The organism is Bacillus sp. Medicinal_06, from assembly GCF_056711665.1.
The window spans coordinates 113,626-129,137 of record NZ_JBWYHD010000001.1; the positions used below are offsets into that span (position 1 = coordinate 113,626).

17 protein-coding genes are annotated in these 15,512 nt (G+C 33.7%); 4 read left to right on the forward strand and 13 right to left on the reverse strand.

Annotated features, from left to right (window positions below; all coding sequences use genetic code 11):
- Positions 1–99 precede the first annotated feature (99 nt).
- The 3 genes from AC1M36_RS00595 to AC1M36_RS00605 form a co-directional block, all read right to left on the reverse strand.
- On the reverse strand, positions 100–1,590 hold the full coding sequence (locus tag AC1M36_RS00595; RefSeq protein WP_336451214.1) for an alanine/glycine:cation symporter family protein: 1,491 nt from the start codon (positions 1,588–1,590) through the stop codon (positions 100–102).
- 279 nt (positions 1,591–1,869) lie between these two features.
- Positions 1,870–2,178: a YxcD family protein gene (locus tag AC1M36_RS00600; protein WP_336451215.1), complete on the reverse strand. Its 309-nt coding sequence runs from the start codon at positions 2,176–2,178 to the stop codon at positions 1,870–1,872.
- Positions 2,166–2,615, reverse strand: coding sequence for a hypothetical protein (locus AC1M36_RS00605; protein WP_336451216.1), 450 nt, complete (start codon positions 2,613–2,615; stop codon positions 2,166–2,168). Before AC1M36_RS00605 ends, AC1M36_RS00600 begins: the two co-directional genes overlap by 13 nt.
- A gap of 256 nt (positions 2,616–2,871) precedes the next feature.
- On the opposite strand from AC1M36_RS00605, the gene AC1M36_RS00610 reads away from it, so the two are divergent.
- On the forward strand, positions 2,872–3,633 hold the full coding sequence (locus AC1M36_RS00610) for a DUF1836 domain-containing protein (RefSeq protein ID WP_336451217.1): 762 nt from the start codon (positions 2,872–2,874) through the stop codon (positions 3,631–3,633).
- A 74-nt stretch (positions 3,634–3,707) separates the two neighbouring features.
- Here the strand turns inward: AC1M36_RS00610 and AC1M36_RS00615 are convergent, their stop codons facing one another.
- Entirely contained in the window at positions 3,708–4,394 is a 687-nt protein-coding gene (locus AC1M36_RS00615) for a DUF421 domain-containing protein (protein WP_336451218.1), read from the reverse strand.
- 185 nt (positions 4,395–4,579) lie between these two features.
- Here AC1M36_RS00615 and AC1M36_RS00620 point away from each other — a divergent pair, with 185 nt between their 5' ends.
- Entirely contained in the window at positions 4,580–4,753 is a 174-nt protein-coding gene (locus AC1M36_RS00620; protein WP_336451219.1) for a hypothetical protein, read from the forward strand.
- A gap of 331 nt (positions 4,754–5,084) precedes the next feature.
- Here AC1M36_RS00620 and AC1M36_RS00625 read toward each other — a convergent pair whose 3' ends face one another.
- Positions 5,085–5,369: a hypothetical protein gene (locus AC1M36_RS00625; RefSeq protein ID WP_336451405.1), complete on the reverse strand. Its 285-nt coding sequence runs from the start codon at positions 5,367–5,369 to the stop codon at positions 5,085–5,087.
- 85 nt (positions 5,370–5,454) lie between these two features.
- On the opposite strand from AC1M36_RS00625, the gene AC1M36_RS00630 reads away from it, so the two are divergent.
- Positions 5,455–7,134 (forward strand): DUF6044 family protein, encoded by a 1,680-nt coding sequence (locus tag AC1M36_RS00630; RefSeq protein WP_336451220.1) that lies wholly within the window; start codon positions 5,455–5,457, stop codon positions 7,132–7,134.
- 82 nt (positions 7,135–7,216) lie between these two features.
- Here the strand turns inward: AC1M36_RS00630 and AC1M36_RS00635 are convergent, their stop codons facing one another.
- A complete protein-coding gene (locus AC1M36_RS00635) occupies positions 7,217–7,360 on the reverse strand; it encodes a hypothetical protein (protein WP_420792332.1) in 144 nt (47 codons plus the stop codon).
- Between the two features lie 161 nt (positions 7,361–7,521).
- On the opposite strand from AC1M36_RS00635, the gene AC1M36_RS00640 reads away from it, so the two are divergent.
- A complete protein-coding gene (locus tag AC1M36_RS00640) occupies positions 7,522–7,746 on the forward strand; it encodes a hypothetical protein (protein ID WP_336451221.1) in 225 nt (74 codons plus the stop codon).
- Between the two features lie 56 nt (positions 7,747–7,802).
- Here the strand turns inward: AC1M36_RS00640 and dltD are convergent, their stop codons facing one another.
- The 7 genes from dltD to AC1M36_RS00675 form a co-directional block, all read right to left on the reverse strand.
- Positions 7,803–8,984, reverse strand: a complete 1,182-nt coding sequence (gene dltD / locus AC1M36_RS00645) for a D-alanyl-lipoteichoic acid biosynthesis protein DltD (RefSeq protein WP_336451222.1) — start codon at positions 8,982–8,984, stop codon at positions 7,803–7,805.
- 368 nt (positions 8,985–9,352) lie between these two features.
- On the reverse strand, positions 9,353–9,871 hold the full coding sequence (locus AC1M36_RS00650) for a GNAT family N-acetyltransferase (RefSeq protein ID WP_336451223.1): 519 nt from the start codon (positions 9,869–9,871) through the stop codon (positions 9,353–9,355).
- Between the two features lie 354 nt (positions 9,872–10,225).
- Positions 10,226–11,848, reverse strand: a complete 1,623-nt coding sequence (locus tag AC1M36_RS00655; RefSeq protein ID WP_336451224.1) for a peptide ABC transporter substrate-binding protein — start codon at positions 11,846–11,848, stop codon at positions 10,226–10,228.
- 41 nt (positions 11,849–11,889) lie between these two features.
- Entirely contained in the window at positions 11,890–12,891 is a 1,002-nt protein-coding gene (locus AC1M36_RS00660) for a C40 family peptidase (RefSeq protein ID WP_336451225.1), read from the reverse strand.
- A gap of 70 nt (positions 12,892–12,961) precedes the next feature.
- Positions 12,962–14,011: a dipeptide epimerase gene (locus tag AC1M36_RS00665; protein WP_336451226.1), complete on the reverse strand. Its 1,050-nt coding sequence runs from the start codon at positions 14,009–14,011 to the stop codon at positions 12,962–12,964.
- A 67-nt stretch (positions 14,012–14,078) separates the two neighbouring features.
- On the reverse strand, positions 14,079–14,405 hold the full coding sequence (locus AC1M36_RS00670) for a DUF3870 domain-containing protein (protein WP_336451227.1): 327 nt from the start codon (positions 14,403–14,405) through the stop codon (positions 14,079–14,081).
- A 129-nt stretch (positions 14,406–14,534) separates the two neighbouring features.
- Positions 14,535–15,287 (reverse strand): serine hydrolase, encoded by a 753-nt coding sequence (locus AC1M36_RS00675; RefSeq protein WP_336451228.1) that lies wholly within the window; start codon positions 15,285–15,287, stop codon positions 14,535–14,537.
- Between the last annotated feature and the right edge of the window lie 225 nt (positions 15,288–15,512).

The following is a 15,512-nucleotide window of genomic DNA, read 5'->3' on the forward strand; positions in this document are numbered from 1 at the left end:
CAACCTTTAGTATAAGTAGATGGAAAAAATAGTATCCTTTTTTCTCTCTAAAATAAAATTAATTAAATTTTCAGAATAATAAAAGCGTATTTCGTGTAACTAAAATTTTATTCCCTTATCAATCGGTATAGGCGAATTAGAAACCTTCTCTTCTAATTCATTATATCTTTCTTCCCAAAATGCAGCACCTTCAATTCCTACTCTTTTAGGATCAAAAACAGGATCTTTTCCTTCTTTTTTCTGAGCTTCATAGTCCCTTAATACTTTTAAAGCGGTCTTACTAAGTAGTAAAATTGCTAAAAGGTTGAGCCACGCCATACTTCCGATTCCAAGATCCCCAAGATTCCATAATAAAGAGGCTGACTCGACACTTCCGATATAAACCATGATTAAAAATGCTATTTTTAACACTGTATTACCCCATTGAAATTTTAATTTTTGATCTAAATACGTAAGTGTAGTTTCTGCAATATAGTAATAAGCAAGTAGAGTCGTAAATGCAAAGAAGAAAATCGCGATAGAAACAAATAATGAGCCGAAACCAGTAAACACAGTTTCTACAGCTTGTTGTGTATAAATTGGACCCGCTTCAACATTTCCCATCGTTTTTACAATTGCACTCTTTCCTTCTGGCATAACATTATACATTCCTGTTATGAGAATCATAAGTGCTGTCGCTGTACATACAACAATCGTATCAATATAAACCGAGAATGCTTGAACTAGCCCTTGTTTAGCAGGATGTGATACTTCAGCTGCCGCTGAGCTATATGTTGCCTCTCCGACTCCTGCAACATTGGAAAACACTGCTCTTTTTACCCCCCAAGCAATAGCAGCTCCAACAATTCCCCCAAACATTTCATTCACTCCAAATGCACTGGAGAAAATGAGCACAAACATACTAGGGATTTCTGTTATATTCGCGATTAAAACGATGCATGTAACGACAACATATCCAACTGCCATAAAAGGCACAAGTGTTTGAGAGACTCCTGCAATTCTCTTAACCCCACCAAAAATGATCGCCCCAAGTAATATGACTAAAAGAATACCAGTCATATATTTACTTATGCCAGAAGAGTTTTCAAACCCAACCGCAATACTACTCGATTGAATTCCCGGTAATAAAACACCATATGAAACTGTAACAACAATCGCTACCAATACTGCAAACCATTTAATTTTTAAGCCTTTTTCAATAAAGTATGGTGTACCTCCTCGATATTCATTGCCTATCTTACTTTTATATAATTGAGCAAGTGTTGATTCGATAAATGCACTAGCTGCCCCTAATAATGCCATAACCCACATCCAAAAAACGGCCCCAGGTCCTCCAAAAGCAATTGCCGTCGCAACACCGGCAATATTACCGATTCCAACGCGCCCTGATAAAGCTAAACAAAAAGCTTGAAAAGATGATATCCCTGTTTCTGAAGTCTTCCCTTCAAACAATAACTTGATCATCTCTTTAAAGTACCTAATTTGCAAAAAACGAGTAACAATCGAAAAAAACACCCCTGCTCCTAACGCGAAAATGACTAGCCCAATACTCCAAACTTGTCCAACTAACCATTCTACCAATTTCTCCATCCAATCCCCCCTAAATAATCTCACCATTTCATCATGCAATTCACATACCAACTCATGATAAATTTTTGCATACTTAGGGATGACTATTTGTGAGACAGAATATTTTTACACACCCGTGTAAAATTTTTTTGAATTGTTATTACTTTTTTACATAAATATAACATTATATAATTTTTATGTATTGAACAATAGATGTTTTTTAAAATTCAAGGTTTATTCCATTTAAAAATATACATGCTAAAAAGAGCTGTCGAGATTACTCTCAACAACTCCTTTTCACTACTCATCTGAATTATTTAAATTCGCTAATGCGAAAATACCTTCTTCATCATCTAACTCAAGCTGTAATCTTACCGCAAATGGATTGACATTGTACTCCCTATCAAGCCATAAGCGAAGTGCTTCAATTAAGTTTGCTTGAATTAATATTTGTTTGCGACCATTTACTTCTACTTCCGCAGAAAAACCATAGTCATCATCATACATCAGTTCCGCTAATACCTCTTCTGGACCAACTTGACGCTTTTCAGCGATATATACACATAGCGCGTTTATTAGCTCTTGTTCCGAAATTTTTATCGTTTCCATGCTGCTTCTTCCGCCTGCTTCTTACGTTGATTTTTGAAATATTTAAACGCTCGAATTGCTAACATTATGATACCAGCCATTACCAACATGTTTACCATGAACGCTAATACAGAACCAAGTGCTCCCATGTTTGCGAATAAGCTTCCCATTAGTAATCCACCAAGACCACCAAGTAATAAACCTTTCATAAAGCTTCCTTTATTACTTTTTGGTGCTGTGTTTGATGCTTTTGTTTTTGTATCAGGATTTGTTTTCTGTGCATTTACATTGGAGTCTTTTTTGTTTAAATCAACTTTTGACTTTTGACCTGAACTTGGTGTAAATGATTTTTTACCAGATTTGTAACTTTTCGCTGCTGCATGATCTACAAATACAAAGCTACTAGCTCCAAAAACAACCATGAATGCAGTCATTACTGTAACGAGTTTTTTCAACATAGTATACCCATTCTCCTTTTACTATAGATATATGTTAAATCTACCTTTCTTTAAAATAAGAATGATAGATTTATTTTAAACTTAAATAAAAAGTTCTTATGAACTTATTATATGAACTTTTTTTGAATTTAGCAAGCATTATTTATTCATGATAATTTAATGAAACAGGAAAAATTAAGCAAAACAGAATTGACTTTAAACGAAACAAAACATATTATATGGTCATAAGAACTTTTTAAATTTTGGAGGTGAAAAGATGGAAACATTTCATCTCACACGAAACGAAATGGCGACGCTCCTTCTTTCTCTTAGAGGATGGAATGCAAAAAAACCTCTCGTTATTTTACAAGAAGCTTGGGCAAAGTCACATAAAAAAGATATTGAGTGTGGTCAAAGTGTTACAGCTTTTATTACAACCGCTCTTTCACCTATTTTTGAAAAACTGATTAAAATTGAAGATACAGACATTGGTTTTTCTTTAAATGAGATTGTTGCGCTTGGTAATCAAATTGAAAATACCAGTTTTTCTGTAACAGCTATGCAAAACTGGGTAAAACGAGATATAAAAGAAATGATTGGTTCACCGCAAAAAGGAAAAAAATACTCAATTGAACAAGCAGCACTACTATTCATTGTAGAAGATTTAAAAACCGCACTGGACTTTGAATCTATACGTAAGTTATTAAGACTAATTGTAAATGACCCAGCCGATCGTAGTGATGATTTAATCAACCCCGTTCATTTATACGTCGCTTACTCCTCTTTATTTGAAGAGTTGAATCAAGGTGGTTGTTTATTAAACGCAACTGATACCATTCATACAATTGAAAATACTGTAAAAGAAAAAGCGGATAAAATCGCAAGCAAGCTGGATCAAATCAATAACGAACAACGAGAAGCCATTCGCAATGCGATTATTATCGCTACACTCTCTGTACATACAGCATATGTACAAATGTTAGCAAAGCGCTATGTATCCGCAACATTATTTTTACAAAACTTAGATGTGAAACCATAAAAAATAGGAGCATAAAATGCTCCTATTTTTTATTGCATGAAAGTATAATCAGCAATCTCAAACTACTATTACAACTATATTGTACAATCAAAAGTTTGAACGAATAATCCATCTCCCTCTAACCACTCTGCAATAAATACATGTTTATACTCCGTAATCCCCTGTTTTTTTAGTTCATATTTTATCCATTGCTCATCTCTCCCAAGATCATTTAGTTCATCCTGTAATACTTCTCCATCTCTAATAATCGTTACAGGCACATGAACGGACGTTCTCGGAAGATTAAAGTCTTCTTGCGTTGTCTTTTGATAAGCTGACTGTTTCAATATACTAAGTGAACCATTTGCTTCTAAATAACAATATGCAACCTCACGCATTGAAAAAGTTTCTGATTGTCGTAATAAACTTTGAAGCTGATTTAAGTTCATCCGACTTTTTTTAAGCTGATCGCGATTTACTATCCCATTTCGAATCAACACCGCCGGTTTCCCTTCAAAAAATCCGCGCATTTTTAAAAACCTTTGTCCTAAAATTTCAACCCCAAACAATAAACCTCCCCATAAACACATAGCGTAGATGACATATTGCACCCCCACCTTATCATCATATAACGCATTTCCTAGTAACTCTCCTAAAACAATCGCTGCAATAAATGTAAATGGTGTAGCTTGATTTATTATTTTTTTACCAAGTACTTTTATAAGGATAAATAAAAAAAAGAATCCAATTACTAATTCTAGTGTTAAATAAGACAGCTTCATCACTAATATCTCCTAACAATTGATGTTAGTACAATTTTATCCCATTCTTTAAATTTTATTGATTTTACCAAAACAAATACGATATCTCTAAATACGATGGAAAAAAAAGTAATCCTAAATTCTACATAGTATCCTCTTTCCAAGTAAATATTAATGGCAGCTTGATAAAAAGGAGGAAACATTCCATGAAAAAGAAAAAATATTTATTCGCTCTAATGGCTACAGTTTTATCGACAGGATTATTATTTGGTTGCAATCCCGGTGTTGATGAACAAGAACCCGATCCAACAGAAGAGCCTTCTGAACAAAAACAGCAAGACGAAAGACAAAATGAAAATAATACTAACAACAATCAATAATTGATTATCGTAATACAAAGGCTACAGATAAATTTTCCATACATTAAACATAGAATTATCAATATACACCATCTTCTAATCTGAGGATGACATAGATTAGAGAAATGTATTTGAATTTATCCATAATCACCATTGCTAGTAACAGATTATATCGATTTTTAAAATCACTTTTCCATTTCTCTATGCGATCATAAAAAAATAGGAGCAATTTTGCCCCTATTTTTTTATAATTAACGTAAACGTCAAATAACTTCAAAATCAACTTTTATTGTATATTTTGGAGTTACTTGACGTTTACATATATTTAATTCTGTCATACTAACGGGCATTACTATGTTTGTATAGATGATTCATACCATTTCCTATCAATGTAATACCAACCTTCCACTCGAATACCGCTAGCATTATAATAGCTCCAGTAATACTCATGATAATACCAATCTTTTACCATTTCACCTTTACTAGGGTTTAAGTAGTATGTGTTATTTTCTTCGTATAAGTGACCGGTTTCCATTCTTCTAGAAACACTAAAATGATACCACTTTCCTCTAATATTTTGCCATCCTATTCTACGCTTACATTTAGATAAGAATTTTCTTGTTTGTAAAAAATTGATAGTAACTTGATTACCGAGGGGATAATTTCTTTCGTTTCGGAAATTTTATAAGTAAACTTTTTAAGAATTTCTTGAGGTGTAGTGAATGTTTTCAATCCAGAACAACCACGAAAAAAAGTTACTTGTTTTTGCAGCAATTATACTCATTCTTTATTTGTCTCCTTTATTTATTCTTGGAGAAAATGCGCATATTCGCGTTCATGATAATCTTGATTCCAATTTGTCTTGGTATAAGGTTTTGGCAAGAAGCGGGGAGATACTAGGTCCGATTGATGCTACAATTCCACAGGTGATAAACAATCAATTATCAAGAAACGCATTTAGCACGGAATTTAGTAGTATTGTTTGGTTGTATGCTTTTTTTCCAAATATGGTTGCGTATGCATTAAGTCAGACGATTACAAGAGTGGTTGCTTTTATAGGGATGTATCTTCTTTTAAAACATCATTTTTTACCTAGAGAGGAATGGATAATCATTTCGGTTGGAGTTTCATTGGCTTTTGCTCTTACTCCTTTTTGGCCGTCAGGAATGCTTAGTACTCTCGGAATGCCTCTTGCACTTTGGGCATTTTTAAATATTCGAAAAGGGGAAAGGTCGTGGAAGAACTATTTCGTACTCACTCTTATTCCTCTATATTCGAGTATTGTTTTAGGTTTTTTCTTCTTTTTAAGCGGGATGGGTGTTCTTTGGTTAGTGGATGTAGTAATAAAGAAAGAATGGAACTTTCGTTTCCTTTTTTCAATTGTTTATATGACGCTCATTTACATGATTGTAGAATATCGCTTAGTATCTTCTTTCTTCTTATCCACTGCACCTAACAGCAGAGATGAATATTTTCATGCAAGATTATCGTTATGGCGGTCTCTCCGTCTTACAGTGAAAAATTTTCTTTTAGGACATAACCATGTCATGACAGTCCATACATTTGTTATTTTACCTGTCATACTTATTGCGTTGTATTTTATCATTTCCAAGGGGCTATGGAAGCAAGAAAAACTCTTTGTTTTTTTGTTCTGGTTTAACATAGCATTATCAATTTGGTATGCTTTTTGGTTTTATAAAGGTTGGCTTCCATTAACAATACGTTTTCACATTTTGGATACGTTTAATTTTGCACGTTATCATTTTTTGCGCCCGTTAGTTATTTATGTTTTATTTGCTCTTGGATTAAAAGTTTTATGGTTACAAGGGAAAATATGGAGACACGCAGTGACAGGTTTTGTGATAGCTCAAATTATTTTGTTAAGCTTTTTTAATGAGGAAATTATTTTTCAAAGTAAACCTTCAGTAAAGGAATTTTTTGCAGAAAAACAATTTCAGGAGATAAAAGAGTACATCGGTTTACCTTTGGAGCAGTACCGTGTCGCTAGTATTGGTTTACATCCTGCCATCGCTCAGTACAATGGATTCTATACACTTGATACATATAACAATTTTTATCCGCTATCCTATAAATATGAATTTCGAAAAATAATCGAGAAGGAACTAGCGAAAAATAAAACGATTCGTACGTATTTTGACGAGTGGGGTGGCCGTTGTTATATTTTCACCGATGAACTTGGAAAACACTATATGTTTAAGAAAAACTCGAAAAAACGCTTGGAAAATTTACAACTAAATATAGAGCATTTTAAAAAAATGGGTGGTCGATACATGTTTTCTGCTGTCCCTATTGAAAATGCAGTAGAAAACAATTTATCCCTTGAGAAAGTGTTTACATCAAAGACATCCGCTTGGAAAATATATTTGTATAAGGCAATATAGATGCGTGAAATAAATTGCCTCTCTCGATGTAAATTCATAAAAACCAAACTAATATTTAGATGCAATATTAGTTTGGTTTTTACTATTTCGTATTAAAATAAATGATGAAATGTGATATAACACCTGCAATTCCCCAAGATCCAGTTCGAGAAGGCTGAAACCATACATCATCAGGTACAGGTTTTAATCCTTGGCACCATTTGTTTAAGTTTAACTTTTTATTCAAAATAGATTCTTTTTCTATGTTCCTCTCTTTTTTTCTATTACAAATCGTTAACTTTGACTTATTCTAGACAGTACAAGAAAATCCTTCAACATAAAATCAGACGGATAAGCAACCATCTCTTCTCTCAGTTCGTATATTATCGTAAAAGGAGGAATATACACATGCAATGGCAACAAAAAGTACAGTATTTAATTGGTCAACCAGTTGGTGTTTCTCTCGTAAACGGTCAAGGAACATCTGGAGTTTTATGCGGTGTACACGGTGGACATATTTATTTGTATGAGTACTTATATCAAGCACAATTCGCAATGAAACATTATGATTTTAGACAAATCCAAGATATACATCCCTTCCCAAATTGTCCACATCAAAATCCCCTGTATTAAAAAAGAGGAACAGCTTAAAAAGCTAGCTGTTCCTGTTTTTATGTTTGTCCTAAATATTATTGTCCCGCATGAAATTGCTGTAATGCTTCATCCACATATACCCAGCCTTTCCATCCTAAATGAATGGTATCCTTTAAAAAATACTTGTCATATTCATGACTAGTAAAATCTGCAACTGGAAATCCAGCTGCCTCAACTTGTTCCCGAACTTTCTTATAATAAACATCACGGCGTTCTTTTGGGAATCCTGCGTAATCATACCAAGGTCCATTTACAGGGACAGAAATGAAAAGTGGTTTCACTTTCTTTTGTTTGAAAATATCTAAAATGATTTGTAAATCTTCATATTCTGGCGATTCATCATAAGATTCTTTTGCTTTATATCCTTTTAGTCCATGTAACTTCTTTTGAAATTTGTTTTTATAGTAATATGGATTTTCAATTCCGAATGTATTTGATGTAGACTCTACTTTCCCAACTTGTTCAGCATGCTTTCTTGTTTCTTCCCAAGAAAGTGAACGTAATTCCATATTTCTTTGTTCTTTTTTTGGTTTTACATTAAATAAAGATTTCACTAAATCTTTATGATCCGTAATATTTCGATTTATATAGATAACAGGCTTAAATACTCCCGCTTTTATCTTCTGAATTGTATCATTGTATACAATTCCTTCTAATGAAGTTTTTAATATAAAATCGTCGCGGACAACTTTAAAATCTAACAACCGCTTCGCGATTTTTTTCTTCATTTCAGGTTTTATTTCATCATTAAAAATAAAATGATATGTTTGCTGTTTTGAGAAATTAGTACTAAAATTCCCTTCATTTACACCCTGTTTGGTAAACCATTGTGGTGAAAGGATAAATACTACTTTTTTTCCTTCTAATTGATCCATTGTGGAAGTCACATTTAAAATATGAGCAAGACTCTGCGTCCCGCCCGTCCCTATTAGAAACGGTGTAAATCCTTCAGGTTTTACTTTAAAATAGTTAGACGGATGATATGCATCCATCCGAGAAAATTCAGATGAACCATACATCGGTAAATACTTCGAATTCTCTAACATTTTTTGTTGTAAAAAAACACCTTGTAATTTTTCTTTTTGTAATGAAGTCGCCGCATCTTCTATCTTTTCATTACTAATAAGTGAAACTAAATATTTGGATGGAATAAGCAATATAACCATAAAGATTATACATGCTAAAATGATTGGGCCAAAAGCATGTTTCATCTTCATTTGTTGACCCACTCTCTTTTCCAAGTAATAAAATCCCTTACCATCATTCTCTTACTAACTCGGTATTGCATGTCTACCGATAACTCTAACCCTTGTTTACAACACGTCATCATTCTTTTTCTTCTCCTTTATCCTGTCAAATGCTCCATTCTATTAATCTCTTATTTATTTTCCTCCTTTAAAAACTTATTTATCAATCTTAGAAAAAGTTTCCAGGTAAACATTTTAATTATATAGGATTTTCTATTTCTTTCACACTCTAAATTCAGCAATGATTTTATTTCTTGACAAAATATATTTATATACAAAGATACATTTTTTCTAAACTACCTGGATAGTTCCTCTGAATATTGAAATTTTCATAGAATTTAATTCTTATACACATAATATGATAATTGACTTCCATCAAAATCTACATTATGTGTGTACTTAAATCCAGCCTTTTCTAAAACGTTCTTTGATTTTTCATTTGCAATTCTAATTCTTGCGGTTAATTTTTCAACCTTTAAATCATGAAAAGCATATTGGATTGTTGCACGAGTTGCCTCCGTAGCATATCCTTTTCCCCAAAACTTCGGATCAAGAAGATACATGATTTCTACCTCTTTTGTTCCAGCGATATACCTTAAACCACAATGCCCCATCATTTCTTCGGTGATGTGATTGAATATGAGCCACACACCAAAAGCATTTTTATCCCAATGATCTATAAACTTCCGAATATATTGTTCGGTTTCTTCTAATGACATGCCTCTTGATATAGCAAGCCACTTACCTACCTCACTTTTTTTTACAATTTGATAGAAATCATCAATATCTTCTAGACTCGGTTTTCTCATATAGAGTCTTTTCGTATTCATTGACTTTTCATTCCCATGAATGGACATATCCTCTTCCCCTTTAATATAATTCTAATGTGCATCTTGGTGTTGCTTTGAAATAAAGTTTGATCAAAATAAATTCTTCTTTAGCATATTTAGGTTTCGCTTTTATAAAAAAGTTTGATCATTTTCTACCTCTGGTCTTCAACAATAGTGCCCTCTAACGGAACAACTTTATTGGCATTCAACAGTTCTTTAATCGATCTTTCAATTCAGATGTCCTTTTAAACGGTATGACTTTATTTCAAATTCACACATGGTAAATTATACCATAAAATCTCTCCACAATATATGAGCACGCCATTTTTATACAAAAAAACAGACCGTTTCCTCAACACAGTCTGTTTTGTATACTTCATTTTATTTTTTCACATCCGCCCATTTTAAGCTAGTCGCCGGTCCGAATTGATGTACATATAAATCTTTCACATATGGTTTTTGTAAATACGATAATCCGCGCTGAAACACCGGTGCAATAACCGCTTCATCTAACAACATTTTTTCTGCATCTTGCATCGCTTTCCAACGTGCTTTTTCATCATTTCCTAAATCCGTTTTTATTTTTTTGATTAATGCATCATACTCCGGATTTGCATACCCCGTATTATTAACGCCACTTTCTGAAATAAAGACCTCTAAGTATGTCATTGGATCTGGATAATCAGGTAACCAACGTGATAATGACATTTCATATTCTTTCTTTTTCTCTAATGCTAGTTTCTGAGAATGTGGTTGTAGTTTCACATTCACCGTTAGTCCTGGTAAGTTCTTCTCTAATTGCTCTTTAATATATTCTCCTACCTTTTTAAAGTTTTCTAAATCATAGTTGAGCATTTCTACAGTAACTTCATTCGTTCCTGTTTCTTGCTTCGCCTTTTCCCAATATTCCTTTGCTTGTTTTACATTCGTTTTATTAAACTCTGTCGTTGTTTCCCTGAAATCTTTTTTATCTGGTCCTTTTAAGAAGCCATTTGGAATGTAGTAGTTTGCAGGTACTGATCCATCATTTAAAAATGAAGTCGCAAGCCCTTTTTTATCAAAAGCCATACTAAGCGCAAGGCGAGCATTTTTATTTTTTAAAATTGGGACATTTTCATTAAAGCGGAAGAAATACATGACCGGATCTGTATATTGTTTCAATTCTTTATCATTTTTATATTTATCAACAAATTCTGTTGAAATAACAGCACGATCGATTTTATTTGTTTGATATAGATTTACTACCGTCGAAATTTCTTTAACAATTTGGTAGTTTACTTCATCTAATTTTACTTCTTTTTTATCCCAATATTGATTATTTTTCTTCATCGTAAAGCTTGCTTCGTGCTTCCATTCTGATAATGTAAATGGACCATTATATATGGTTGTATTTGCTTCTAAACCATATTTATCTCCTTGCCCCTTTGCATACTTTGGATTAATTGGATAAAAGGATGGTAAACAAAGTAGTTTTGTAAAGTATGGAACAGGATGCTCTAACTCTACAGTAAAAGTTTTTTCATCTTGTGCTTTTACTCCTAATTCGTCCAGACCCATCTGCTTCTTGTTTATTTTTTCCGCATTTTTCACGTCGTACATAATATATGCATATTCAGACCCTGTTTCTGGATTAATAAGCTGTCTCCAAGCAAATTCAAAATCGTGAGCTGTTACAGGATCACCGTTAGACCATTTCGCATCACGCAAATGAAATGTATATGTTTTCCCATCTTTACTCACCTCATACTTTTCCGCAATCCCAGGAATGACCTCATCATTTTTTGAAAGTCTAAATAATCCCTCCATTACATTATTTAATACGTTAAATGAAACAGCGTCTGTTACTTTTAAGGAATTCAATGATGGAATTTCTCCTGTTTCTGTTAACTGCAATATTTTCTTCTCTTCTTTTGGTTTTGTAGTCGTTTTTTCTTTTCCACAACCAGCTAAAAATGAAGAAAGTAGTAACGTACTAACTAATGAAAAACGAACAACTTTGTTCATTCAAAAACCCCCTTGTATTATTGTTCTATTACTCTCTCTTGTTATGGTAAATAACGGCGCGCACCTGCATATTCTTCAATGTACCCTGGCGTGTTCACAGGGATAATTTCAACGGTCTTCGCTGCGTTTGGAGAATGAATCATTTTCCCGTCCCCAATATACATACCTACGTGATGAACACTTCCCTTTCCTTGATTATAAGCAAAGAATATTAAGTCACCTTTTTGTAAGTTTTCTTTTTCAACAGCAACCCCCGCTTTTGATTGTGGACCGGAGTCACGTGGAATTGTAATACCATGAGATTTGTAAATCGTATGTGTAAAACCAGAACAGTCAAAGCCGAAACCACTTGTTCCAGCCCATATATATGGCAATCCTAAAAATAATTTCCCAGTATTCACTAAATCATCACCTGTTGGAGCCGGAATATCATTTTGCGATTTATATACTTTTCCGTCATTTTTCCGTAACCATGCTCTTTGTCCGTTTGGTAACAATACTCGATACGATATATGATCTTCACTTATTAATGGTAAGCGTGTGTTATAACTAACCTCTAAAGATTTATATTTATCAGATGGATTCATGTATAAAATAGCTGTCGGCTTTGTAATAAGAACAAATGGTTGTTCCTTTTTCTCTGCAAATTCTTGATTATAGGTTAGTTGTTTTATTGGGACCCATCCTGGATAACCAGCCTCATTTCTTGGCGTTGGCTGACCATGAACTACTACTTTTGCCCACTCACCTTGCCGATCTATGATTGTTACTTCCTGCCCTAATAAAGCTTGTGTTTCTAATTTATTAGTACTTGTTAGCCAAAGTTTTTCATCGAGTGTCATCGATTTCGTCCATTTCCATAGATTAACAGGGTTCGTCGCACTTGGCTCATCAATTGGACGAAGCAAATTGGGCCCAGTCCATAACGTTGCAGCTGCTACATCGACATACGCTTCATTACTTTTTGCTTCTTCAGCATTTACAACAGAAAAAGATGAAAATACTAACAAACTACTAAAAAGTCCAGTAATAAGTTTCCTCATAAGCACATCCCCTTTATTCATAATTTTCCTGTTCAAACAGGTTATAGCTTGTAAAACAACAACTAAAGCTTTATTTTATATTCACTGCATGATGCAGGTTAACCTTTGGCCCGTTATATGTGATTCCGCCTGGCTCTTCCATTAACCATAAAGGAGCATCCAGATCAAAGTAATGAATGTTCGGATGAGCTGCTGCTACATGTGTAATCGCTGCCACAGAAAGCGATGATTCCATCATGCTACCAACCATGCATTTTACACCGGCAGCGCCAGCAATATCAGCAATCTTCCACGCTTCTCGTATCCCTCCGCATTTCATTAATTTAATATTTAATAAATCAGCGTACTGTCCTTGAACAAGTTTTAAAGCATCCTGCGCCGAAAACACACTTTCATCAGCCATAATTGGTGTTTGCACATGATCTTTTACATATTTCATTCCTTCCCAATCTTTCGCGTGAACGGGTTGTTCTACGAATTCTATATTTAAATTTCTATTTTCCATTTCTCGAATAATCGATACAGCTTCTTTTGGACTCCATCCTTGATTTGCATCTAATCGTAAAGTTACATCCTTCGGCACAACATTTCTAATCGCTTCAATGCGTTCTAAATCCAATTCTGCTGATTTACCAACTTTAATTTTTAATGTGTTAAATCCTTTTTCTACATGACTTTTTGCTTCTTTCGCCATTAATATAGGTTCATCAACACTTACTGTAATGTCCGTTTGAATCTCTTTCTGTCCACCTAGCAACGCATATAATGGGATATTATGAAACTGGCAATACACATCATATAAAGCCATATCAACTGCTGCCTTTGCACTCGTATTTCCTACACAGCTCATTTGAATCTGTAACAACAACGCTTGAAATTGCTGCAATTCTTTCCCAATTAGTACAGAACGGATCGGCCCTAAAATAGCTTCTTCCATTCCACTCGCAAAATCTCCTGTAATAACTGGTGTCGCAGTTCCAGCGCCTTTCCCTATAACCCCTTCATCTGTATGAATAAAAACATCAATACTTTCGATTTCAGTTACAGTGCGCAAAGCTGTTTTAAATGGTGTATGAAGCTTGATATAACGATGTTTTACTGTTAAATCTATGATTTTCATTTCATTCATCCTTTCTGTCTAATAAAAAAATCCAGCCATAAGAACGAATCTTATGGCTGGATTTTGTCTATGAATGTGTAGACAAAGCAGCAATTTGATTATATTTTTTTTGTGCATCTTTTAAAGCTACAAGCAATGCTTTTTGAGACGATCCGAAATACCGAGTTCTAATCTCTTCTACTAATTGTGGGTCATTTATATTTCTATGTAGAAATAAATGTTTTACAAACTGACTCGTCAATGAAATGGTTGCTGAACAATCCGCATCCACAATCTTTCCTGTATCTTTTTCAACAACAAATGCAACGAAATAACTCTTGAATTTTTCTGTAATCGGATTGTTTTGAGGTGCTTTTGCGTCCCCTACGATATAAATCGTATTAGAAGCGTACACATAAATCTTCCTTTCTTATACGAGGATAACGGTTTTCTTAACAGTCGAATAAGCTGATGACTCATCGTTAATCAAGAAATGTATCCGCTTACTGAATATTATATACAATTGACAGAATTTTAACAATATTTATTTTAGTAAATATTGTACAATTAGACTTCCAATCTCTGAAAATATATAATTTGTATGATTTATACATTCAACATTTGAACTTAGGACAGCTACATATACCGTCTTATTATTTATGTTCAGCCTTGCAGCATCATGTGTAACAGTTTGTAATTCTCCCGTTTTGTTCGCTGTTAAAAGTCCTTTCATCCCATCTAACTTCCCACATAATTTATAGGTAAATTGTTGATTTTGAAGCGGGTTATAAAATTGTTCTTTATTCTCATAATGCTTTAGTAGAGACACAATATCTTCAGCTGTTGTAAAATTATCCTTTCCCGGTTCCTGAGGTGGTTGCATCATATATCGTTGTAGTTTCGTTCCATTTAACTGCAGTGAATCAATGTGTTCTTGAATGCGATTCATTTTCAACTTATTTATAAGCCAATTTGTCGCAGTGTTATCAGAAACTGTAATCATCAATGTAATAAGATCTTGTATCGTTACATTTGGTGTATGTAATGAAGCAACAATACCGCTTCCACCAGTCTTTTCAAGAGATGAAACAGAAATTACTTCATATGGATTTAAAATTCCATCCTTCATCGTTTCTATCGCACACGAAAGAATAGGTAACTTAATAAGGCTAGCTGATGGATGTACCAAATGTTCATTGTACCGATACATCATTTCTCCTTGTATCATGACGCTTACATTTCCATTTATACTTTTAATTCGTTTTTCTATTTCATATATAAAGTCTGCTTTTTTCATATTTACCTCTTTACCTCTCCTTTTTGAAAATTATAGCACTAATAACTATTCGCGGTTATTGATATATCTCTTTAAAAAGTGCTTGACTCAGTAGCATTTTTCTTCTCCTAACCAACTACTTTGTAAAAAAAGTCGTGTTTCCTAAAAAGAATTAATAAAAAACTGCACCCCAACTGTAGACAGTGTCTAACAATTCGGGTGCAGTTCGCTTTATTTACTGCTTTT